Raw genomic sequence first — 22,070 nt, forward strand, 5'->3', positions numbered from 1 at the left:
AACATGAGGCGCAACATCATAAATGTATACTAGAAAAGGCTGGCCAGAATGACGAATGACCCATCGACCAAGCCCGGGTCGGATGAGATAGATTTATTTGAGTTGATGAGATCCCTTTGGGCTCAAAAAGTAATGATACTGTGCACTACCTTGGTTGTTGCTTTGGGTGTAACAGCTTATGCGTTTATCAGTAAGCCAGTATATGAGGCTCGTGTATATTTGCTGCCGCCTACTTTGAATGGAATCGCCGATTTTAACTATGGTCGAACCAAAGAGTTGGAGCTTACACCTTATGCAGTAAAGGATGTGTATGATGTTTTTACTCGCAACTTGCAAAGTGAGACTTTGCGTCGCGCATTCTTTCTAGATGTGTATTTGCCGTCGCTTTCTGAAGCGGATCGAAAAAATTCACAGGATTTATTGTATTCAAAATTTTTAAAGAAACTGACTATAGGGTTACCCTCCAAAGAACAACCAGATCGATATTCAATTTCAGTTCAGGATAATGACCCTGCGCGCGCAACCGAGTGGGTGAAAACCTTCGCAACAAATGCAGGAATAGCCTCTAAAAATGAGGTGATTACCAACGTTACGCGGGAAGCAGAAGTTCGCGCACGTAATATTGGTCAGCAAATCAGTATTTTACGACAGACTGAAAGTGGGATAAGGAGTGACTCGATTAGCCGACTACAAGAAGCGTTGAGAGTTGCGCAGTCAATTGGTCTTGAAGAGCCTCCTATCATTGCTGGTAATGTTGCCGCCGAAGTCACTGCGACCATGGATGGCCAGTTGACATACATGCGAGGCACCAAAGCGCTGAGTGCAGAAATAAAAAATTTGCAGGAGAGAAAAAGCAACGATCCCTTCATAAAAAATCTTCGTATGCTTGAAATCAAGAAGTTTTTCTATGAAGACTTGCGGATTGATCCCTCCGGCGTTGCTGTTTATCGTCAAGATGGATCGATTGAGATACCTGACGAACCCATCAAGCCAAAGAAAATGCTGTACATAGGGTTGGCTGTGATTGGAGGTGGGCTCTTGGGTTTACTGATTGGTTTGGTTCGTTATTTGTGGGATCGGCGTAGAGTGCTTTCTTGAGGTTTCTCTTAAGACAAGCGTTGGATAATAGGCGCTTGCGTTGATTCTTCGGCGGCATTGTGCGAAATCAGATTAGTGAATGTACAATCAGTCTTTGGTTTTCGACTGGTTACCGGTTACCAGTACAATCACTCCTCTCGGTTGTGAGCAGGAAACACAGGGCTTGGCTAAGGCACTTTAAAGCAAGCTTGTAACTGGTAATGGTAGAAATAATAATACTTAGCACTACAAATTCAATTGGTACATCAAGAATGGCCTATCTAACCGACGAAGAACTTCAACAATTGGGTTTCAAGAGTCTTGGCAAGCAGGTAAAGATCAGCGACAAGGCGTGTATTTACAATGCGGACAAAATTGAGATAGGTGATTTTTCCAGGATTGACGATTTTTGTGTGATCTCGGGAAGCGTAAAAATTGGTCGGTACAATCACATCACGCCGATGTGTCTTGTCGCTGGAGGTATTCCTGGGATCTTCATGGAAGATTTTTGTACATTGGCATATGGCGTAAAAGTCTTTTCGCAATCGGACGATTATAGCGGCGAGACGTTGACCAATTCTCTCGTTCCGAAAAAATTCAAGAACGAGAAATTTTCCGCTGTTCGACTCGGCAGGCATGTCATTGTGGGAGCGGGGGCGGTTATTTTTCCGGGTGTTGAGATATCAGAAGGTTGTTCTATAGGCTCAATGGCATTAGTCACTAGGTCGACTGAGGCATGGGGGATATATGCCGGCGTGCCAGCGAAGTTTATAAAACAACGTAAAAAAGATCTGCTGAAACTCGAAGTCGAATTTTTAAGTGAGCAAAAAAATGATCCCATTTAATAAGCCGCCATATACTGGTAATGAAGATCAGTACGTTCTCCGTGCCATGCGCAGTGGCAAAATGTCGGGAGATGGTGAGTTCACTGCTTTGTGCCATCAGTGGTTTGAGAAAAAGTTGGGCTGCGCCAAGGCACTATTGACGCCTTCCTGTACTCAGGCATTGGAAATGGCCGCAATTCTAATCGATATTCAGCCTGGTGATGAAGTCATCATGCCAAGCTATACCTTTGTGAGTACGGCAAACGCCTTTGTGCTGCGAGGGGCAAAAATCGTGTTTGTCGACATTCGTCCAGACACAATGAACATTGATGAAACCCTGATTGAGGGTGCTATTACATCTCGGACCAAGGCGATCGTGCCTGTACATTATGCAGGCGTCGCTTGCGAGATGGATACAATAATGGATATTGCCAAGCGCAATGGTTTGTTTGTAATAGAGGACGCTGCTCAGGGAATGATGTCCACCTACAAAGGGCGTCAACTGGGTTCTATTGGTCACATGGCTGCCTTTAGTTTTCACGAAACAAAAAACTTTACAAGTGGTGGTGAAGGGGGGTTGTTGATTATTAATGATGCTCGCTTCGTTGCTCGTGCAGAAATAATCCGCGAAAAAGGGACAAATCGGAGTCAATTTTTTCGAGGGATGATTGATAAATATACATGGGTAGATGTAGGAAGCAGTTATCTTCCTGGTGAGCTGCAAGCAGCTTATTTGTATGGCCAGTTAGAACGTTGTGAATATATAAATTCTGCACGTCTTGCCCTATGGGCAAAGTACCATGAGCATTTTAAAGCTTATGAAAATAAGGGGGTTGTTGATCTCCCTGTGATACCGGATGGTTGTGTTGCGAATGCCCATATGTATTATATCAAGGTGAAAGATATTGATGTGCGCACAGCGGTACTGAGTAAACTAAAGGACGTTGGTGTTGGTGCAGTGTTTCATTATATTCCTTTGCATTCGGCGCCCGCTGGAAAAAAACTTGGTGTGTTTTCAGGTAATGATAAGTTTACCACCCGTGAAAGTGAGCGCCTTATTCGCTTGCCTCTCTGGTTAGGTATGAATACGGATGAGGAAAATGAAGTCAAGAGCCAAGTAACTGCAGCGATTATGTCCTGTGGCGCGTAACGAGTGCAGCGACAAACTTCAGTATCGGAAAGCTGTTTCCAGCGCCGTATTGACGACTCTTGCCCAGGCTTCAAAAATAGTTGTTGGCTTTCTGATTCTTAAGCTAATCGCTCTATATTTGGGGCCAGACGGGCTGGGGAAGCTTGGCCACTTTATGAGTCTGACTTCGATACTCGCTCTGTTGGCTGGCGGAGGTATCACTCATGGCGTCATAAAGTATTCCGCGGAGTACAGAAATGACAAATTTAGTCTCTATAGGCTTTTGAGTACGGCCTCGGCTTTTGCATTTGTCTTTTCTGTTTCTTTTGCTTTGTTGTTTTTGCTTTTTTCTCATCCGATATCAGTGTTCATACTTGGGGATAGTAGTCTCGCCTGGGTTATATCATTGTTATCGGTTTTTCAGCTCGTGCTAGCCTTTAATATGCTGTTCTCCTCTGTCGCAAATGGACTTGCTGATGTTAAGTCGTTCGCACTTGCTCAGATAATTGGGAACTTAATATCATTGCCTTTTGCTTGGTTGCTGATATTAAAATTTGGGTTGCCGGGTGCGGCGATAGCGATTATATCGATCTTGGCAATGGCGATATTTCCAAGTGTTTATTTGTATCTGAGGTCTTCACTACGTTTCAGGTTCAGACTTAGGAAAATAGATCCGCTTTTACTTAAAAAATTAAGCTGGTTCAGTTTAATGTTGTGCGTGAGTGCAATCGCATTTCCCGTTGTCGAGATTTATATTCGACAAAATTTAATTACTAATGCCGGCTACACCCAGGCGGGAATTTGGCAAGGTCTAATTAGGCTTTCCAGTGCATATTTGGGTTTTTTTAGTGTCTTTTTGGCATCCTATTTCATGCCGATGATATCTAGGATCAATAATAAAAGAGAAATAGAGCAACTTACCCATAAGTTTGTAGTTTTTGTCATGGTTGTCTTCGCAGTCGGAGGCGGGACGCTTTATTTTGGGCGGGATTTTTTTGTCCCCTTGCTGCTCTCTAAAGAGTTCGAAGAACTAAATGAATTTTTACTATACCAGTTAATTGGTGATTTTTTCAAAGCCTCTAACTATGTCATTGGTTTTGTTGCGGTTGCGAGAGCAGCAACCCGGATTTACATTATTTCAGAGGTTTTTCAAGCTGGTTTATTTGTATCTCTAAGCTTATTGATGGGGCAGTTTATTGTTGGCGCAGAAGGGGTCACGGTTGCGTATATGATGTCCTATATCATCTGTTTCCTGGTGAGTATTCTTGCGTTGAAGTTTTGGGTGCGTAACTGATGTCTTTTGAGTTTGTTTGGCCTATTTACGCTATGTTCATATTTTTGACCATTTCCGGTGGTACGGAAATGTTGATTAAACAAGGTTGGGTCAAGCAACTTGCGGTTTTTTCATCCGCTATAGCTCTCGTGATATTAGCGGCACTGCGGAGTTTGGGGGTCGGTAGCGATGACGTTGCCTACGCGCAAATGTTCACGGATGTTCCGTTTTTTTTTGGATGTGATGAGTTTTTATGCGGTTATAGCTACTCCCAGTTCAATGTGGAACTCGGATTTTTTACCCTGCTGTCTATGTTGCGCGGTTTTGGTGGCGAGCCTTTCGTGCTTTTCAGTGTGGTTGCATTAGCCTCTGTAGCGCTGAACGTTAGGGCGATAAAGTTTTTTTCTCCCCATGTCGGTGCTGCGATCCTTGTATATTTTTGTCATTTTTATCTTAATAAAGAACTAAATGCCATACGTCTTGGTTTGGCCTCTGCGCTTCTATTTTGGGCCGCGACGTTTATTCCTGTGCGGAAGATCGGTATGTTCATGCTTCTGCTGATCTGTGCCGCATTTGTGCATGTGTCATCATTGTTGATTCTACTACCGTTCGCTATTTATCAACTTCGACCAAGCCGCAGTGTATACGCGGCCGTCGCGCTTTTTCTCCTGGCCTTTACGGCGCTTTTTGATATACAAACATTTTTTTCATATTTGATTAATTTTGGGTTTATAGGTGAGAAAATAAATCTGTATCTCAATGCGGAGATATATAACTACCCGTTACCCTTGTTCAGTGCTGTAAATTTAAAGAATTTGTTTTTTGTGGGGCTTGCTTTGGTTTTTTGGTGCAGAATTTCAAGTAGATATGAGCATTTTGAATTGGTTTTTTGCTTCTTTTTTTGCGCAACTTTTATACGGATTGCATTGGGCGATTTTGCAATTGTCGCGGGAAGGAGTTATGCAGCCGTTTCGATGTTTGAATACGTCTTGTTACCGTTTATCATTTTTTCGTTGTTCGGCAAATGGTTGGGCTACGCTCTAATAGTGTTGTATGCAGGGCTGACTTTGTACTTGAATTTGACAGATAATGCGGGTTGGACAGGTGAAGCCGTTCAGTTTTTTAATTTCAATAATTAGTAAGTAGAGAGTAAATTGAAAAATATACTTTTTGTGATGGGTGGTCTATCCATGGGTGGCGTAGAAACCTACGTGGTCCGTTTGGCCACCGAATTACAGAAGCAAGGCCACACCGTTACTGTGATTTTGCTCTCCAGTAAGCATGATAATTTACTCTTCCAAAAGCTATCGTCCGTAGCAACAGTTTGCGTTGTTGAGTATTTCCCATTTTTTGGAGCGTCCAGTTGGCTAAATGCTTTGGTGCCTGCAAGTGCGTGTTCTCATACTCATTTTGATGTGGTCCATGTTGTTGATTTATTAACTTTGTCATATATGTATTTCCAGCGGAAAAAATATTCTTTCGATGCATTGTCTATCGGCATCTACCACTCTCGAGAAATTATTTGGTGGCGCGATCGAAATGTCTATTTTAGAAAAAAGATGCTTGAGCTGTACGATCAAAATGTAAAGCTTACTCTGTTTCCGAATGAAAGTACTGCGGAGATTGCGGCTACGTACAAGGCTTTAGATAGTAGTGAAGTGACATTATTGCCATTGGGTATATCACTTGAACATTATAGGATGTGTTGTCCTGGCAAGCTGTCTTTAAAGCTGTTGTCTGTTGGTCGCCTTGTGGACTTCAAAATTTACAACAGGCATGTAATATCTATATTGTCAAAGTTGCGACTTGTTGATGATTTTCATTATTTTATATATGGAGATGGGCCCGAAAGAGAAGCACTTGAAGTTTACTCGACCCAGTGTGGTGTAGCGCAGTTTGTCCACTTTATGGGTGAAGTAAAATATTCCGATCTTCCTGAAATTTTTAATGATGCTTTTTGCTTTATAGGCTCTGGTACCACTCTCATTGAAGCCTCGGCAGCGGGTGTGCCATCAATTGTTGGGATAGAATCAATATCGACTCCCCATACCTGTGGCTTTTTTTCGGAAATTGATGGCTACTCATACAACGAAGCTTCAGCCACAACGCGTCGAATTCCTATTGTCGAATGCATAGAAATGCTATATCGAATGGAAGTTCCTCAGTATAATTTACTGTCTGATGCGCATAGAGCTAAAGCTGGTCAGTTTAATATCGAAGATACAACTTCAAGGTTTATCGATTTGTCGAAATCTTATCCAGATTTCAAGATTCGATTCAATAGATGCCGAGCGATACTTTCTTTTGTGTACTCTATTGTCAAGCTTGGGCCGAAGGCTCTCAAGTCAAGATTTGATAGCATGTAAAGTGTTGCCTGAGTTTCTGGATCTGCAATATGTTGAAGTCATTTTACGGTTGGTCCAGCAGTTAGTCGCAAGGAAATTCAATGCTTAAACTCGAAAATGTAAAGTTGGCCATCGTAGGCCTTGGTTATGTGGGCCTGTCGCTGGTTTTAGAGTTTGGCAAGAAAATGAGCGTGGTTGGGTTTGATATCAGCAAAACAAGGATTGATGCGCTGAAAGAGGCCCTATCAGCTCCTGAGTTATTGACTAAGTTGTCGACTGCAGCCGTTTTGCAGAGTGACAGACTTGATTGGGAAAACACCTCGAAAAAGACTTGGTCCGAGTTGCTCGCGTTGGCCAAACGCTCAAAAGAAGGTGCTTGCTAGATGAAAATCCTCGTGGTTACGCAATATTTCTGGCCTGAGTCGTTCATTATTAATGATTTGGTCAAGACCTTGACGGCTCAAGGGCACGACATCAAGGTTCTTACTGGTAAGCCAAATTACCCTGATGGTGTTGTCTTTGGTGGTTACAGTGCTTCTGGATATCAGGAAGAAAAATTCGAGTCTTCCGTTAGTGTTTGTCGTGCACCACTCAGACCACGTGGTGCTTCCGGTGCAAAAAATCTTGTTCTGAACTATTTGTCGTTTATTTTAAATGGCCTTAAATATTACCCGGCAGCAGTAAAGGGTGAAAATTTTGACGCGATTTTTGTGTTTGCACCTTCACCTATTACTTCAGTAATTCCTGCGATTTACTTGAAGTGGAAACTCAAGAGTCATCTGGCTGTATGGGTTCAGGATCTCTGGCCGGAGAGCTTGAGTGCGACCGGGTTCATCAAGAACAAAGCAATATTGCGCGTTGTGGGCTGGCTGGTGAAAGGTATTTACGCCTTCGTCGATACGCTTCTTGTTCAGTCGAGGGCATTTCGAGAGCCGGTCGCCCGTTACGCCAACCCTGGCAAGGTCGTGTACTACCCAAACTCATATCAGGACGTGCCGCCGAGTGTCGAAGAGACCCGGATTCCCGCACCCTTGCTCGCGGAGCTCGACAACCATTTCTGTCTGGTTTTTGCCGGAAACCTGGGGACCGCCCAGTCGGTCGAAACCCTCGTTGAGGTAGCTGACAAGCTTCGCCATTTGTCGGAACTCAGGATTGTATTGGTCGGCAGTGGCAGTATGTCGAACTGGATCGAAACCCAGAAGAAATCCCGAGGTTTGGACAACCTTGTTCTCGCCGGACGCTTTGCGGCCACTGAAATGCCACATTTTTTCAGTCGCGCCGAGGGATTATTGGTGACGTTGAAGCAGGATGAGGCGTTCTCCTATACCATCCCTAGTAAAGTTCAGGCTTACCTGGCTGCGGGGAGGCCGATTATCGCTGCGCTGGACGGGGAGGGCGCGCGCGTCATTCAAGAGGCGGGAGCCGGTCTGACCACAGCAGCGCAAGACGCCGTAGGTATGGCCAACTGCATTGAGCAACTTTTTCGCATGACTTCGGATGAGCGGGAATCGTTGGGGCAGGCAGGTCGGGCTTACTACCTCGAGCATTTCGAAATGGAGCGGCAAAGTCAGCGTCTGGTCGAAATCCTCGGTAGCAGGATCAATGAATTAAAAGGTAGCTCAAAATGAAAGTTCTCGTGTTAGGGGTCACCGGAATGCTGGGTAGCACAGTGTTCAGGCAATTCCATGGAAACCCGCGCTACGAGGTGTGGGGCACTTTGCGCAATCCGGGTGGCTCAAGATACTTTTCTGAGGACATGCACAGTTCGTTGATCAGCAATGTCGACGTGCTTGACCAGGACTCGCTGGTTTCGGTGCTGGCACGGGTCAAGCCGGATGTCGTCATCAACTGCGTCGGGCTCATCAAACAATTGGCCGATGCCAAAGATCCGCTTTCCGCACTCCCTATCAATGCCATGTTGCCCCATCGTATTGCCAAGTTGTGTGCGTTGTCCGGCTCTCGCCTGATTCATATCAGCACCGATTGCGTATTTTCCGGCCGTAAAGGCATGTACGCCGAGGAGGATATCTCTGATGCAGAGGATCTCTACGGTAAGTCCAAGTACATCGGTGAGCTTCACACGGACCTGAATGCCGTCACCCTGCGGACCTCGATCATTGGTCACGAACTGGGGAGCCAGTATTCACTGGTGGACTGGTTCCTGTCCCAGAGCGGGTCGGTCAAGGGTTATGAGAAGGCCATTTTCTCGGGACTTCCTACCGTAGAGCTGGCGCGTGTCATTCGCGACTACGTGATCCCGAATCCGCAACTCCATGGCCTTTATCATGTGTCGGTGGCGCCGATCGACAAGCTGTCGCTTCTTAAACTGGTAGCGGAAGTTTATGAAAAGCAAATCGATATCGTCGCCGATAGTCAAGTTTCTATAGATCGTTCACTGGACTCCTCGAGGTTCCAGGCTGCGACCGGTTACGTTCCACCTTCATGGTTGGAATTGGTTAAATCGATGCGCGCGTTGCGTTGATCATTAAATTCAATCAGGTTTGGGAAGATCGTTATGTTCGATAATAAAGTTTTGATGATCACGGGCGGTACGGGCTCGTTTGGCCATACGGTGTTGAAGCGTTTTCTGGATACCGACGTCAAAGAGATTCGCGTATTCAGCCGTGACGAAAAAAAGCAGGAAGATATGCGCATTGCCTTGTCGAATGACAAAGTGAAGTTCTACATCGGTGACGTACGTGATCGCGATAGCCTTGATCAGGCTATGGTGGGGGTGGATTACATTTTCCACGCCGCAGCCCTCAAGCAGGTGCCTTCCTGCGAGTTCTACCCGATGGAAGCCGTGCGTACCAACGTCATGGGTACCGAAAACGTTCTGAATGCGGCCATCGCTTCGGGTGTGCAGCGCGTTGTTGTGCTCAGCACCGACAAGGCTGTTTATCCGATCAATGCGATGGGTATTTCCAAAGCCATGGCTGAAAAGCTGATGGTTGCCAAATCGCGGATGATTCCGGCGACAGGTCCGGTGATCTGCGCAACCCGCTACGGTAACGTCATGGCATCCCGTGGTTCGGTGATCCCGTTGTTCATCAATCAACTGCAGAGCGGTGAGCCGCTGACTGTCACCGACCCGAACATGACACGCTTCCTGATGTCGCTCGAGGATTCTGTTGACCTGGTTCTGCACGCGTTCGAGCACGCCGAGCAAGGTGATATTTTCGTCCAGAAAGCACCTGCCTCGACAGTGGCGGACCTGGCGCAAGCGCTCAAGGAACTGTTCGCTCGTGACAATGCCGTCAAGGTCATCGGTACCCGCCACGGCGAAAAACTTTACGAGTCGCTGATCTCCCGTGAAGAAATGGCCAAGGCCGAAGACATGGGGCGCTACTACCGTATTCCTTCGGACAATCGCGACCTTAACTACAAGAAGTTTTTTGTTGAGGGCGAACAGGAGATTTCCGATCTCGACGACTACACCTCCCACAACACTGAGCGTCTTGATGTAGAAGGCGTGAAGAAAGTTCTGTTGAATCTGGAATACATTCAGGAGCAACTTGATGCTTAAGGTCATGACGCTGGTTGGTACGCGACCAGAACTTATCAAGATGAGCCGCGTTATTGCCGAGCTTGACAAGCAGGTTAATCATGTACTGGTTCACTCGGGTCAAAACTACGACTTCGAATTGAATCAGGTTTTTTTCGACGATCTTGAAATTCGTAAGCCTGATTACTTCCTGGGTGCCGCCGGTGATACCGCTGCCAAGACCATTGCCGAAGTGATTTCCAAGGCGGATGAAGTATTTGAGGCCGAAAAGCCTGATGCGCTTCTGCTCTACGGCGATACCAATACCTGTCTGGCCGTCATCGCCGCCAAGCGCCGCAAGATTCCGGTGTTCCACATGGAAGCCGGCAACCGCTGTTTTGATCAGCGCGTCCCTGAAGAACTGAATCGCAAAGTGCTTGATCACCTTAGCGATATCAACATGGTCCTGACCGAACATGCCCGGCGCTACCTGATTGCTGAAGGGATTCGTCCTGAAACCATCATCAAGACCGGGTCGCACATGGAGGAGGTGCTCGACTATTACATGCCGAAAATCCTCACCTCCGACGTGCTCGCACGAGAAGGCCTGGAGCAGGACAAGTTCTTCATCATCAGCGCTCACCGTGAAGAAAACGTCGATACGCCGGACAACCTTCGTGATCTGCTCAAAACGCTGCGAGCCCTGGCCGACAAGTACCAGTATCCGATTATCGTTTCCACGCATCCTCGTACCCGCAAGCGCCTGGAAGCGATCGGTGAATCGCTGGACCACCCACTGATTCGCTTCTCGAAGCCATTCGGTCTGCTCGACTACATCAAGTTGCAGATGTCGGCGTTCTGCGTGCTGTCCGACAGCGGAACCATCACTGAGGAAGCCTCTCTTCTGAATTTGCCTGCCATTACTATTCGTAATGCGCACGAGCGCCCAGAAGGGATGGACGAAGGCACTCTCATCATGAGTGGCCTGAAAGTGGAGGGCGTTCTGGATGCCGTACGTGTGGTAACCAGCCAGCATGATCGTACCCAGCGTGTTATCCCGGTCGTGAGGGATTACCAGGCAGGTCCTGTGTCGAAGCAGGTGGTTCGGGTCGTATTGAGTTACACCGACTACATCAATCGTACTGTCTGGTCGAAATCCTGAGCGCCGTCGAGGTTTGAAAAATGCGTGTTTTATTGACAGGTGCAACGGGTTTCGTTGGTCGTGCGGTATTGGGCCGCTTGGCGGCCTCTGACGATCTGGAGCCAGTGGCAGCCATTCGTGGGCACACCTTGCCTGACTGTCCTTCGCGCGTTACTACCGTTCGAACCGCCGGGCTTGGTGCTGATACCGACTGGTCGCAGGCGCTGGATCAAGTAGAGGTTGTCATTCATGGCGCGGCTCGCGTTCATGTCATGAATGACACCGAATCCGATCCGCTGGAGGCGTTTCGCAAGGTGAATGTCGAAGGCACGCTAAGCCTCGCACGGCAAGCAGCCGCGTTGGGTGTTCGTCGCTTTGTGTTCATCAGTTCGATCAAGGTCAATGGTGAAGGTACGCCGATCAATCAGCCGTACTTCGCCGACGCGACACCCGCGCCTGGCGATCCGTATGGCATTTCGAAAATGGAGGCCGAGCAGGGGCTGCGCGAGATTGCGATCGCCAGCGGGATGGAAGTGGTGATCATCCGTCCGGTGCTCGTTTACGGCCCGGGTGTGAGAGCCAACTTTCTGAACATGATGCGTTGGCTGGACAAGGGCATTCCCTTGCCATTCGGGGCTATCCATAATCGGCGCAGCCTGGTCGCGCTCGAAAACCTTTCTGATTTGATCGTCACCTGCATCCGTCATCCGGCCGCCGCCAATCAGACCTTCCTCGTCAGTGATGGGGAGGATTTGTCCACGACACAATTGTTGACGCGAATGGCGCAGGCATTGGGTAAACCTGCACGCTTGTTGCCTGTGCCTAGCGTATTGCTTGAACGGGGTGCGCAGCTTCTGGGCAAACAGGCTTTGTCGCAACGACTGTGCGGTTCGTTGCAGGTCGATATAAGCAAAACTCGAGAATTGCTGGGCTGGGCTCCGCCGGTCAGCGTCGATGAGGCGCTTGTGTCGGCTGCCAACTACTACAAGGAAAGGCAGCGCTAAGCTGGCTTATGACAGTGCCGGTTCAATTGCAGAATTGATTTTGGCTGTTTCAGGAAGTTGACCTTTGAACACAATATGGCTGTTGGCGTTGGTGGTGGGTGTTTCATTCTTGGGCACAGGTGCATTGCGCAAATACGCATTGGCACGCAGCTTGATAGATATTCCTAATGCGCGTAGTTCACATTCGGTTCCGACCCCTCGGGGTGGTGGTGTGGCTATTGTCGTGAGCTTTCTGATTGCGCTACCTGTCCTGGCCTGGACAGATGCCGTGGCCTGGCCGATGGCGCTGGCTCTGCTGGGGGCCGGCGGCTGGATCGCAATCGTTGGTTTTCTCGATGACCATGGGCATATTGCCGCGCGTTGGCGCCTGCTTGCGCACTTCGGTGGTGCCATCTGGGCATTGTTCTGGATTGGGGGGATGGCGCCGATCAATCTGTTCGGCCACGAGTTCAGTCTCGGCTGGTTCGGTTATGTCATCGCAGCGTTCTATCTGGTCTGGATGCTCAATCTCTACAACTTCATGGATGGTATTGATGGTCTGGCCAGCGTCGAGGCGATTTGCGCCTGTGTCGGTGCTTGCCTGGTTTACTGGATCGCGGGCCACAACAGCCTAGCCATTGCTCCGCTTGTACTGGCGATGGCCGTCTTGGGTTTCCTTGTCTGGAATTTTCCGCCGGCGAAGATCTTCATGGGCGATGCCGGCAGTGGTTTTCTGGGCATCATATTGGCGGTGATGTCGCTCTATGCGGCATGGACGAACCCACTGTTCCTCTGGGCCTGGCTCATTTTGTTGGGCGTCTTTATTGTTGATGCCACCTTTACCCTCATTCGTCGGCTGTTGCGCGGGGACAAGGTTTATGAGGCCCATCGCAGCCATGGATACCAGTATGCTTCACGAAAATATGGCAGTCATCGGGCGGTTACGCTGGCAATCGCTGCGATCAATTTGTTGTGGTTAGTACCAGTGGCTATATTGGTCGTCATGCAGTATCTCGATGGCGTGGCGGGATTGGTCCTGGCCTACGTGCCTATGGTGTTGCTGGCTTTCAAGTTTCACGCAGGCGAGTTGGAAATCGCTGGCAAGGCGTGATGGATGGACGCATTGGTTTTTGAGTATTGCTTTATTGGTAAGTGAGTTACCGAAAGCTGTAGTTGCTGTATCAATGCTAGAAGCTTCGAGAGGTGTTTAGAGGGGTTATGGATAAGATTCGGGCAAGGTTGTTAAGTCTGCCAAGACGACATAAGCGTATTCTGCAGGTTCTGACCGATATTTCGTTGGTCTGGTGTGCCCTGTGGATGGCGTTTGTCGTGCGCCTTGGGGTGGACGAGTTAGTCAACCCGTTCACTCAGCACGTCTGGCTTTTTGTCAGTGCACCTGTCATCGCCATTCCTCTTTTCATTCGCTTTGGCATGTACCGTGCGGTCATGCGGTACTTTGGAAATGATGCGCTCATTGCCATTATCAAGGCGGTGACACTATCGTCCTTGATACTTGGCGTTGTGGTGTACTGGTACAGCAATCATCAAAACGTCGTTCCCCGTTCGATCATTTTCAACTATTGGTGGTTGAGCCTGATCATGATCGGCGGGCTGCGCTTGGCCATGCGTCAATATTTTATGGGCGACTGGTTCAGCGCTGCCCAGCACGTCCCGTTCACCAGCCGGGATGACGGTCTGCCGAAAGTGGCTATCTACGGCGCAGGGTCTGCAGGTAATCAACTCGTTGCCGCCTTGCGGATGGGGCGCGCCATGCGGCCTGTTGCTTTTATCGACGACGACAGCGGAATCGCCGACAGGGTGATCTCCGGATTGCAGGTGTATAAACCCAAGCACATCCAGCAGATGATCGACAACACGGGTGCTCAGGAAATTCTCCTCGCCATTCCTTCGTCCAACCGTGGACGCCGTCGCGAGATTCTCGGGTTTCTCGAAGGCTTTCCGTTACACGTTCGGAGCGTCCCGGGTTTCATGGACCTGGCCAGCGGCCGGGTCAAGGTCGACGATATCCAGGAGGTAGACATTGCAGACCTGCTCGGGCGTGACGCAGTCCCGGCCCAGGCTGATTTGCTCGAACATTGCATCACAGGGCAGTCCGTGTTGGTCACGGGCGCCGGGGGCTCCATTGGCTCCGAGCTTTGCCGGCAAATTCTGACGCTGCGCCCGACAACGCTTCTACTGTTCGAACACAGTGAGTTCAATCTTTATTCCATCCTGTCCGAACTGGAACAGCGGATCGCTCGAGAGTCGCTGTCCATCCGTCTTTTGCCGATTCTCGGGTCTGTTCGTAACCCGGACAAGTTATTGGATGTCATGAAAACCTGGCGAGTAGACACGGTGTATCACGCCGCGGCCTACAAGCATGTCCCCATGGTCGAACACAACATTGCCGAAGGCGTGCTCAATAATGTGATAGGCACGCTCAATACGGCCCAGGCCGCGCTCCAGGCAGGGGTGGCCAACTTTGTCCTGATTTCCACCGACAAGGCCGTGCGACCAACCAATGTCATGGGTAGCACCAAGCGCCTTGCCGAGTTGACGCTGCAAGCGCTGAGTCGTGAGTTGGCCCCGGTGTTGTTCGGTGATACGAGCAATGTTTCCCGCGTTAACAAAACGCGCTTCACGATGGTACGGTTTGGTAACGTCCTGGGATCATCGGGTTCGGTCATTCCGTTGTTTCACAAACAGATCAAGTCGGGCGGTCCGCTGACGGTCACGCATCCGAAGATCACTCGATACTTCATGACCATCCCTGAAGCGGCACAGCTGGTGATCCAGGCGGGCTCCATGGGACAGGGCGGTGATGTCTTTGTTCTGGACATGGGCGAGCCGGTGAGGATCGTCGAGCTGGCCGAGAAGATGATCCATTTGTCCGGCCTGAGCGTGCGCTCGGAAAAAAACCTGCATGGCGACATCGCTATCGAGTTCACCGGGCTGCGTCCGGGCGAGAAGCTTTACGAAGAGTTGCTGATCGGTGACAACGTGGCGGCCACACAGCACCCGATGATCATGACGGCCAGCGAGGATCACCTGTCCTGGGATTTGCTGAAGGGCAAGTTGAGCGAGTTGCTCGCGGCGGTGGATCAGGACGACTATACGCGCGTCCGCCAGCTGTTGCGTGACACTGTCAGCGGCTACACCCCGGACGGTGAGATCGTTGACTGGATCTACCAGCAGCGCCGCCTGGAACCCTGATTGTTTCATATCCAGTAACGTACACATTTTTGACAGTTCAATAGCATCGCCTAAGTTTGGAGAGCGGCTTCGGAAAAGCTGCTTTCTCAAACGATGGCATGGAGCTTCACTAATGCGTACAAGCAGTTTCTACTCTCTGGTATTCGCCCTTCTCACCAGCGCCTCTCTTACGGCAATCGCCGCACCTGCCAAGGCTCCTGAGGTGACGAATGCGCCTCTGGCGCAGGATGTGGCCGTCAAGGCACCATCCGGCAAAGTCGATCTCAATAGTGCTGATGTATCTACGCTGCAACGTGAGCTGGCTGGGGTGGGCGAGGCCAAAGCGAAAGCAATTGTTGCTTATCGTGAAAGTAATGGGGCGTTTGCGTCAGTTGACGAATTGCTGGAAGTGAAGGGTATCGGCAAAGCGCTTCTGGATAGAAACCGCGACAGGATCGAGGTGAACTAACGGCGAGACTGGACGACAAAGGTCGATCATTGATCGGCCTTTGTCTGTAGCGAGAGTTATGCTCGGCGGGCCAGCCGCAGTACTTGAATGGTTTGTCGGTTACCCGAAATCAGGCAAGGTACAGGTCCGCGTTGTTCAGCAAGGTTGCCAATCAGACATCGCTTTGATCGACTTTCGGGTTGGTTCGACGCATGAAAGTCCTGTCGCTCAGTCACCGTTGAATGCGCACTGTTCATCCGCCCCACCATTTATCGGTCGGCCCGTAGTACCGTTCATTCCATCGCAGAGGTTCGGCGCGGTTTGCGTTGATTCAGGGTCTACTCTCTCATTCTGGCTTAGGCACTGACGAGGGCCGACCGCTTCGTGGATATGGAAAATTACGGCTATCATATTGCGTTTGAATTATGCGTATAATAAATACCGCTTGCGTCGAAGTGCCTTGGCGTCAGGCGTCCTTCAGCATTCTCCAGGAGCACCGTCATGAATTCAGTTCAGTCCCAAGGTACGGCCCTCGTCACCGGCGCTTCTTCAGGTATCGGGGCGGTTTACGCTGAGCGGTTGGCAGCCCGTGGTTTTGATTTGTTGCTGGTGGCTCGCGACGAGCCGCGGCTGGAGGCGGCAGCGAGTAAGCTGCGCTCCGAGCATGGGATCAAGGTCGAAGTGCTGAAGGCTGATCTCACCCAGAAGGAAGACGTGCTGCAACTCGAACAGCGGTTACGCAGCGATTCGAGTATCAGCCTGTTGCTCAATAACGCAGGTGTGGCGGCGGACGGGCTGTTGGCCAATGCCGATACCAATCAACTGGAGCGAATGATTCAGTTGAATATCACCGCTGTCACGCGATTGGCCTCGGCGGCTGCGGCCAGCTTTACCAAGGCCGGGCGCGGCACGATCATCAATATCGCATCGGTGGTGGCTTTATTTCCCGAGCGTTTCAACGCGACGTACAGCGCCAGCAAGGCCTACGTATTGAGCTTGACTCAATCGTTGAACGCAGAGCTGGATGGCACCGGAGTGAAGATCCAGGCGGTGCTGCCCGGTGTGACACGAACCGAGATCTGGGAGCGCTCCGGTATCGATGCTTCACAAATTCCAGCGGAAATGGTGATGGAGGCGGGTGAAATGGTCGATGCCGCATTGTCGGGCCTGGATCAGGGTGAATTGATCACCATTCCTTCGTTGCCCGATGCGGCGGATTGGGATGCGTTCGTGGCGGCGCGTCATGTCATGGCGCCTAACCTTTCCAAAAGCAAGGCCGCTGCCCGTTATCGGTAAGCGCCATCAATCGGCTTGAGGTGTATTTGGTATGAGTGATCGTCGAGTAGTTGTAACGGGCATGGGCCTGGTGTCACCGCTGGGGAGCGGTGTCGAAGCGGTCTGGGCGCGGCTGTTGGCCGGGCGTTCCGGGCTGCGCAATTTACCGCAAGAGGTGGTTGCCGATCTGCCGGCCAAGGTTGGCGGTGCAGTGCCTGCTCTGGCTGACGATCCGGAGGCGGGGTTCGATCCGGACCGGGCAACCTCACCCAAGGAGCAAAAGAAGATGGACCGCTTCATCCTGTTCGCCATGGAAGCGGCGCGTCAGGCACTGGAGCAAGCCGGCTGGCAAGCGCTGGATACCAATGCCCAGGAGCGCACGGCCACCATCATCGGTTCAGGTGTAGGTGGTTTCGGCGCGATTGCCGAGGCGGTTCGCACCACCGATAGCCGTGGTCCGAGACGTTTGTCTCCATTCACTATCCCTTCATTTCTGGTCAACCTCGCGGCAGGTCATGTATCGATCCAGCATGGTTTCAAGGGGCCATTAGGCGCGCCGGTCACGGCATGCGCCGCCGGGGTTCAGGCGATTGGTGACGCGGCGCGGCTGATCCGTACGGGGGAGGCGGATATCGCGGTGTGCGGCGGTGCGGAAGCGGCGATCGATCGGGTCAGCCTTGCCGGGTTTGCGGCTGCTCGCGCCTTGTCCAGCGCTTACAACGAAACGCCTGAGCGCGCTTCGCGACCGTTCGACAGTGGTCGAGATGGATTTGTCATGGGAGAAGGGGCCGGGCTGCTGGTCATCGAGTCTCTGGACCATGCACTGGCCCGGGGCGCGCACCCGCTGGCGGAGCTGGTCGGCTACGGCACCAGCGCCGATGCCTTTCACCTGACCGCCGGCCCCGAGGACGGCAGCGGTGCGCGGCGAGCGATGTCGTTGGCGTTGGCACAAGCAGGTGTTTCACCGGCTCAGGTTCAGCATCTGAATGCGCATGCAACCTCGACTCCGGTGGGGGATCTGGGAGAGCTGGCGGCGATCAAGGCATTGTTCGGCGCGCAAAACGGCATCGCCGTGACATCGACCAAGTCGGCGACCGGGCATTTGCTCGGTGCAGCGGGTGGACTCGAAGCGATCTTTACGCTGCTGGCGATCCGCGACCAGATCGTGCCGGCGACCCTCAACTTCGAAAACCCGGACCCTGCCGCTGAAGGCGTGGACATCGTTCATGGCAATGCTCGGCCGATGGCCATCGAATACGCATTGTCCAACGGCTTCGGATTTGGCGGGGTCAATGCCAGTGTGCTGTTCAAGCGTTGGCAGGGTTAATCCTGCGAGTGTTTGAGGTGTTCGCGTGCGACGTCGAGAATCCGTTGGGCAAATTCGGCGTCGGCAACGCTACGCGATAACAGCAAGGCGCCGACCAGCGTAGACATGATCACAATGCTGCGCTCGGCGGTCCGCTCTCCGTCTAGGGTGTGCTGGATCTGATCGAGTCGCGCCTGGAGCACGACGTCGCTGGTTGGACTCGGTTGACCACGCAGTCCCAGTTCCGAAGAAATGGTCAACAGCGGGCAGCCTTCCTGAGGTGAGGTTTGATGCCATTCGGACAGATAAGCGTCGATGAAGGATTCGAGTGGATGCTCCTCGGCGAAGATTTGCGCGCACAACTCGTCGACTTGTGCGCCAGCCTCTTGCAAGGCTTTCTCTACCAGTTCGTCTTTGGACTTGAAGTGCGAGTAAAAGCCACCGTGGGTCAAGCCCAGTGCTTTCATCAGGGGTTGCAGCCCGGTCGCGCCGATACCATCGCGTCGAAATCGCGCTGAAGCTTCCTTGATTATGCGTTGGTGGGTCTGGGCTTTATGGTCCTGCGAGTAACGCATCTGATATCTCCGCATCAATGCGGACATATTAACCAATGAAAATTGCATGGTGACTGTACTTCTACTTCTAAAAAACATGCAGATGCTTCGATATGGATCAAAAGCGGCATGATTTCAGGTGCTTTCACGCAAAAACAAACCCCGCCGTTCCAGGCGGGGTTTTCAGTCAGCGGTCCTGCGCTTCCTTGGCGTCCATTTCCGCATTGCGTTCGGCGACGCGCTTACGTTGCTCTTCGGTCAGTTCGACCTTGTTGGCGGTGTCGCGCAGCAGCATCAGACCACCAACGATCGAGCCGATGGCAACGACCAGAATCAACCAGGCATACCAGGGCATAGGACTCTCCTTGAAAACAGGCGGGTTGGCGAGGGTTCGCCAACCGATCGTGCATACCACTTTGAGTGATGGGGTTTTGTCGCAGTTCCATCGCTATTACCCCCATTCTATGCCTGTTGTTCAAGGTTCACTCGAACGCTTTCAATGTCCGGTCAACATCGCATCCGCCGGTGCGTCGGCGCGCAATTGCGCGGTGAGCATGAAGTACAGGAAACCGGCCACCATGAAGCCCAGGAAGATCAGGCCGATCAACGTGTTGAACCAGGCCATCGCCACCAGGCACACCACCGCCAGCATCAGTGCAATGAACGGCACCAGCGGGTAGCACGGGGCGCGGAAAGTGCGCTCCAGGTTCGGTTCGGTTTTACGCAGTTTGAACAGGCTGAGCATGCTCATGATGTACATCACGATGGCGCCGAACACGGCCATGGTGATCATCGCGGCGGTCAGTGTCATGCCGCCGAGGTTGATCAGGCCGTCGCTGTAGATGGCTGCAATGCCGATCACACCGCCGGCGATGATTGCTCGGTGCGGGGTTTGAAAGCGTGACAATCTGGCCAGGGAGGAAGGCAGGTAACCGGCCCGGGCGAGTGCGAAGAACTGCCGCGAGTAGCCGAGGATGATCCCGTGGAAACTCGCCACCAGGCCGAACAGGCCGATCCACACCAGCATGTGCAGCCAGCCCGAGCTTTCGCCGACCACGGTTTTCATTGCCTGCGGCAGCGGGTCGTTGATGTTCGACAGGGTGCGCCAGTCACCGACACCACCGGCGAAGAACATCACACCCATCGCCAGCAGTACAAGGGTCAGAATACCGCTGATGTAAGCCTTGGGAATCGTGCGTTTCGGGTCCTTGGCTTCTTCGGCGGCCATGGCTGCGCCTTCGATGGCGAGGAAGAACCAGATGGCAAAGGGGATGGCCGCGAACATCCCGGCAATCGCCGGGGCACCGAACACGTCGGAGCCGGCCCAGCCATTGAGTGCGAAGTTGCTGAAGCTGAACGCCGGGGCGACCACGCCCATGAATACCAGCAATTCAGCGACCGCCAACACGCAGACCACCAGTTCGAAGGTCGCCGCCAGTTTCACCCCGAGGATGTTGAGGCCCATGAATACGAGGTAGGCACCGACTGCCGCGTGTTTCGGGTCCAGGGCGGGAAACTGGACATTGAGGTAGGCGCCGATGGCCAGGGCAATCGCCGGTGGGGCGAAGACGAATTCGATCAGTGTCGCCAGCCCGGCGATCAAACCGCCTTTTTCGCCAAAGGCGCGACGACTGTAGGCAAAGGGACCGCCAGCGTGAGGAATGGCGGTGGTCAGTTCGGTGAAGCTGAAAATGAAGCAGGTGTACATGGTGGCGACCATGAATGAAGTCACCAGAAAACCCAAGGTTCCGGCCACGCCCCAGCCATAGCTCCAGCCGAAATACTCTCCGGAAATCACCAGCCCGACCGCAATGCCCCACAGGTGTAAGGTGCCCAGCGTGGGTTTGAGTTGTGTGTTCATGGGTTTGCTCCCTGAGTGGTTTGGAAAGCTCAGGGGAGGCCAGTGCAGTGGGCGTGCCATTTCACGATTGCACGTCGTAATGGGCTGAAAGCTGTCGTATCGGGGATGTTCGCCACTGGATGCGCGAATATTGTGCATCAGTCAGGGGCGCGTGGCTGTTTCAAATGCGGCTTTCGCGAGCAAGCCCGCATACCCGCTTCCCACACCGCGGCAACGCGCAGGTTTGGTATTTCAATGCAGGTGCGGGCAGCGGTTGATATTCAGGCTTGCAGATTGAGGCACTCGCGCAACGCCGTTTGCCAGTCTGGTTGACTGACACCCCAGTCGCGTTGCAAGCGACTGCAATCCAGGAGCGAGTTGAGCGGCCGGGCTGCGGGTGTCGGGTAGTCGCTGGACGGGATCGGTAACAGGTCGGCGCAGGGTTTGCCCTGTTGTCGCAGCGCTTCACCGATCGCCTGAGCGAAGCCGAACCAGGAGGTCTCACCTTGAGCGCTCAGGTGATAAGTACCCCAGTTGGCAACCTGACTCGTCTGCCAGCGTTCAATCAGGGCAAGGGTGCTATTGGCGATTGTACCGGCCCATGTAGGTGCGCCGATTTGATCGGCGACTACACGTAACTCAGGCTTCTCTTGCAGCAAACGTTGCATCGTCAGCAGAAAGTTGCGGCCATGCGTTGAATAGACCCAGCTGGTACGCAGAATCAGATGTTTACCTTGCACTTCCCTGATGGCCTGTTCACCGGCCAGCTTGCTCTTGCCGTACACCCCGAGCGGATTGGGCGTGTCGTCCTCGTTGTAAGGTCCGGCTTTCATCCCGTCGAATACATAGTCCGTGGAGTAATGTATCAACGGGATGTCGAGAGCCAGCGCTTCTTCGGCAAGGATTCCGGGAGCTACGGCGTTAATGGCAAAGGCTGATTGCGGTTCACTTTCTGCCAGATCAACCGCTGTATGGGCCGCCGCGTTGATGATCAGATCGGGCCGGACGTTTTGCACTTGACGGCGAATCTGATCGGGCTGCGCGAGATCGAGCTGATCGCGACCCAATACGACCAGTTCGCCGAGAGCACCCAGCCGCCGTTGCAGCTCATGTGAGACCTGACCATGCCGGCCATTGATGAGAACTTTCAAGGATACAATCCAGTCTCGTACCGGGGCAAATCGGGCTCACACAGGCTC

The 22,070-nt window shown here is 51.8% G+C and carries 21 protein-coding genes; 17 read left to right on the top strand and 4 right to left on the bottom strand.

The window, feature by feature from the left end; genetic code table 11:
- The first annotated feature begins 48 nt into the window (after positions 1-48).
- The 17 genes from KGB29_RS04045 (at position 49) to fabF (ending at position 18,498) form a co-directional block, all read left to right on the top strand.
- The gene (locus KGB29_RS04045) at positions 49-1,098 is read left to right on the top strand and encodes an LPS O-antigen chain length determinant protein WzzB (RefSeq protein WP_154910846.1); all 1,050 of its coding nucleotides are present in this window, start codon (positions 49-51) and stop codon (positions 1,096-1,098) included.
- Positions 1,099-1,349: 251 nt separating this feature from the next.
- A complete protein-coding gene (locus tag KGB29_RS04050; protein ID WP_154910845.1) occupies positions 1,350-1,922 on the top strand; it encodes an acyltransferase in 573 nt (190 codons plus the stop codon).
- Entirely contained in the window at positions 1,909-3,051 is a 1,143-nt protein-coding gene (gene rffA / locus KGB29_RS04055; protein WP_154910844.1) for a dTDP-4-amino-4,6-dideoxygalactose transaminase, read from the top strand. Before KGB29_RS04050 ends, rffA begins: the two co-directional genes overlap by 14 nt.
- On the top strand, positions 3,041-4,324 hold the full coding sequence (locus KGB29_RS04060; RefSeq protein WP_218543308.1) for an O-antigen translocase: 1,284 nt from the start codon (positions 3,041-3,043) through the stop codon (positions 4,322-4,324). Before rffA ends, KGB29_RS04060 begins: the two co-directional genes overlap by 11 nt.
- Positions 4,324-5,442 carry an EpsG family protein gene (locus KGB29_RS04065; RefSeq protein ID WP_218543310.1) on the top strand — a complete coding sequence of 373 codons (1,119 nt, stop codon included), beginning with the start codon at positions 4,324-4,326 and terminating at the stop codon, positions 5,440-5,442. The genes KGB29_RS04060 and KGB29_RS04065 overlap by 1 nt, the downstream gene beginning before the upstream one ends.
- Before the next feature lie 15 nt (positions 5,443-5,457).
- Positions 5,458-6,669 carry a glycosyltransferase family 4 protein gene (locus tag KGB29_RS04070; RefSeq protein ID WP_218543311.1) on the top strand — a complete coding sequence of 404 codons (1,212 nt, stop codon included), beginning with the start codon at positions 5,458-5,460 and terminating at the stop codon, positions 6,667-6,669.
- 80 nt (positions 6,670-6,749) lie between these two features.
- Positions 6,750-7,031: a hypothetical protein gene (locus tag KGB29_RS28815; RefSeq protein ID WP_218543314.1), complete on the top strand. Its 282-nt coding sequence runs from the start codon at positions 6,750-6,752 to the stop codon at positions 7,029-7,031.
- Positions 7,032-8,276 carry a glycosyltransferase family 4 protein gene (locus tag KGB29_RS04080; RefSeq protein WP_154910839.1) on the top strand — a complete coding sequence of 415 codons (1,245 nt, stop codon included), beginning with the start codon at positions 7,032-7,034 and terminating at the stop codon, positions 8,274-8,276.
- The gene (locus KGB29_RS04085; protein WP_154910838.1) at positions 8,273-9,130 is read left to right on the top strand and encodes a dTDP-4-dehydrorhamnose reductase family protein; all 858 of its coding nucleotides are present in this window, start codon (positions 8,273-8,275) and stop codon (positions 9,128-9,130) included. Before KGB29_RS04080 ends, KGB29_RS04085 begins: the two co-directional genes overlap by 4 nt.
- 33 nt (positions 9,131-9,163) lie before the next feature.
- Positions 9,164-10,174, top strand: a complete 1,011-nt coding sequence (locus KGB29_RS04090) for a polysaccharide biosynthesis protein (protein ID WP_056727149.1) — start codon at positions 9,164-9,166, stop codon at positions 10,172-10,174.
- Positions 10,167-11,294: a non-hydrolyzing UDP-N-acetylglucosamine 2-epimerase gene (gene wecB, locus KGB29_RS04095; RefSeq protein WP_090457125.1), complete on the top strand. Its 1,128-nt coding sequence runs from the start codon at positions 10,167-10,169 to the stop codon at positions 11,292-11,294. Before KGB29_RS04090 ends, wecB begins: the two co-directional genes overlap by 8 nt.
- Before the next feature lie 20 nt (positions 11,295-11,314).
- A complete protein-coding gene (locus KGB29_RS04100; protein WP_218543316.1) occupies positions 11,315-12,277 on the top strand; it encodes a UDP-glucose 4-epimerase family protein in 963 nt (320 codons plus the stop codon).
- A gap of 64 nt (positions 12,278-12,341) precedes the next feature.
- Positions 12,342-13,367: an MraY family glycosyltransferase gene (locus KGB29_RS04105; protein WP_154910836.1), complete on the top strand. Its 1,026-nt coding sequence runs from the start codon at positions 12,342-12,344 to the stop codon at positions 13,365-13,367.
- A gap of 107 nt (positions 13,368-13,474) precedes the next feature.
- Positions 13,475-15,469: a polysaccharide biosynthesis protein gene (locus KGB29_RS04110; RefSeq protein WP_154910835.1), complete on the top strand. Its 1,995-nt coding sequence runs from the start codon at positions 13,475-13,477 to the stop codon at positions 15,467-15,469.
- A 112-nt stretch (positions 15,470-15,581) separates the two neighbouring features.
- A complete protein-coding gene (locus KGB29_RS04115; RefSeq protein WP_154910834.1) occupies positions 15,582-15,917 on the top strand; it encodes a ComEA family DNA-binding protein in 336 nt (111 codons plus the stop codon).
- 480 nt (positions 15,918-16,397) lie between these two features.
- Positions 16,398-17,192 carry an SDR family NAD(P)-dependent oxidoreductase gene (locus KGB29_RS04120; RefSeq protein ID WP_154910833.1) on the top strand — a complete coding sequence of 265 codons (795 nt, stop codon included), beginning with the start codon at positions 16,398-16,400 and terminating at the stop codon, positions 17,190-17,192.
- 31 nt (positions 17,193-17,223) lie between these two features.
- On the top strand, positions 17,224-18,498 hold the full coding sequence (gene fabF, locus KGB29_RS04125) for a beta-ketoacyl-ACP synthase II (RefSeq protein ID WP_218543318.1): 1,275 nt from the start codon (positions 17,224-17,226) through the stop codon (positions 18,496-18,498).
- Here the strand turns inward: fabF and KGB29_RS04130 are convergent.
- The 4 genes from KGB29_RS04130 to rfbD all read right to left on the bottom strand — a co-directional run bounded on the left by KGB29_RS04130 (position 18,495) and on the right by rfbD (position 22,022).
- Positions 18,495-19,052 (bottom strand): TetR/AcrR family transcriptional regulator, encoded by a 558-nt coding sequence (locus KGB29_RS04130; protein WP_154860267.1) that lies wholly within the window; start codon positions 19,050-19,052, stop codon positions 18,495-18,497. The genes fabF and KGB29_RS04130 overlap by 4 nt on opposite strands.
- Positions 19,053-19,218: 166 nt before the next feature.
- Positions 19,219-19,386 (bottom strand): DUF2897 family protein, encoded by a 168-nt coding sequence (locus KGB29_RS04135; RefSeq protein WP_007985427.1) that lies wholly within the window; start codon positions 19,384-19,386, stop codon positions 19,219-19,221.
- Between the two features lie 141 nt (positions 19,387-19,527).
- The gene (eat, locus tag KGB29_RS04140) at positions 19,528-20,892 is read right to left on the bottom strand and encodes an ethanolamine permease (protein WP_154860266.1); all 1,365 of its coding nucleotides are present in this window, start codon (positions 20,890-20,892) and stop codon (positions 19,528-19,530) included.
- Positions 20,893-21,152: 260 nt separating this feature from the next.
- Positions 21,153-22,022, bottom strand: coding sequence for a dTDP-4-dehydrorhamnose reductase (gene rfbD / locus KGB29_RS04145; protein ID WP_154860265.1), 870 nt, complete (start codon positions 22,020-22,022; stop codon positions 21,153-21,155).
- Positions 22,023-22,070: the final 48 nt, after the last annotated feature.

It is taken from the genome of Pseudomonas sp. BF-B-30, from assembly GCF_019956305.1.
GTDB classification, from domain to species: domain Bacteria; phylum Pseudomonadota; class Gammaproteobacteria; order Pseudomonadales; family Pseudomonadaceae; genus Aquipseudomonas; species Aquipseudomonas jessenii.

Coding starts and splice junctions, on each gene's coding strand:
- KGB29_RS04045 (WP_154910846.1), top strand. CDS start 49: ATGACGAATGACCCATCGACCAAGCCCGGGTCGGATGAGATAGATTTA.
- KGB29_RS04050 (WP_154910845.1), top strand. CDS start 1,350: ATGGCCTATCTAACCGACGAAGAACTTCAACAATTGGGTTTCAAGAGT.
- rffA (WP_154910844.1), top strand. CDS start 1,909: ATGATCCCATTTAATAAGCCGCCATATACTGGTAATGAAGATCAGTAC.
- KGB29_RS04065 (WP_218543310.1), top strand. CDS start 4,324: ATGTCTTTTGAGTTTGTTTGGCCTATTTACGCTATGTTCATATTTTTG.
- KGB29_RS28815 (WP_218543314.1), top strand. CDS start 6,750: ATGCTTAAACTCGAAAATGTAAAGTTGGCCATCGTAGGCCTTGGTTAT.
- KGB29_RS04080 (WP_154910839.1), top strand. CDS start 7,032: ATGAAAATCCTCGTGGTTACGCAATATTTCTGGCCTGAGTCGTTCATT.
- KGB29_RS04085 (WP_154910838.1), top strand. CDS start 8,273: ATGAAAGTTCTCGTGTTAGGGGTCACCGGAATGCTGGGTAGCACAGTG.
- KGB29_RS04090 (WP_056727149.1), top strand. CDS start 9,164: ATGTTCGATAATAAAGTTTTGATGATCACGGGCGGTACGGGCTCGTTT.
- wecB (WP_090457125.1), top strand. CDS start 10,167: ATGCTTAAGGTCATGACGCTGGTTGGTACGCGACCAGAACTTATCAAG.
- KGB29_RS04100 (WP_218543316.1), top strand. CDS start 11,315: ATGCGTGTTTTATTGACAGGTGCAACGGGTTTCGTTGGTCGTGCGGTA.
- KGB29_RS04110 (WP_154910835.1), top strand. CDS start 13,475: ATGGATAAGATTCGGGCAAGGTTGTTAAGTCTGCCAAGACGACATAAG.
- KGB29_RS04115 (WP_154910834.1), top strand. CDS start 15,582: ATGCGTACAAGCAGTTTCTACTCTCTGGTATTCGCCCTTCTCACCAGC.
- KGB29_RS04120 (WP_154910833.1), top strand. CDS start 16,398: ATGAATTCAGTTCAGTCCCAAGGTACGGCCCTCGTCACCGGCGCTTCT.
- fabF (WP_218543318.1), top strand. CDS start 17,224: ATGAGTGATCGTCGAGTAGTTGTAACGGGCATGGGCCTGGTGTCACCG.
- KGB29_RS04130 (WP_154860267.1), bottom strand. CDS start 19,052: ATGCGTTACTCGCAGGACCATAAAGCCCAGACCCACCAACGCATAATC.
- KGB29_RS04135 (WP_007985427.1), bottom strand. CDS start 19,386: ATGCCCTGGTATGCCTGGTTGATTCTGGTCGTTGCCATCGGCTCGATC.
- eat (WP_154860266.1), bottom strand. CDS start 20,892: ATGAACACACAACTCAAACCCACGCTGGGCACCTTACACCTGTGGGGC.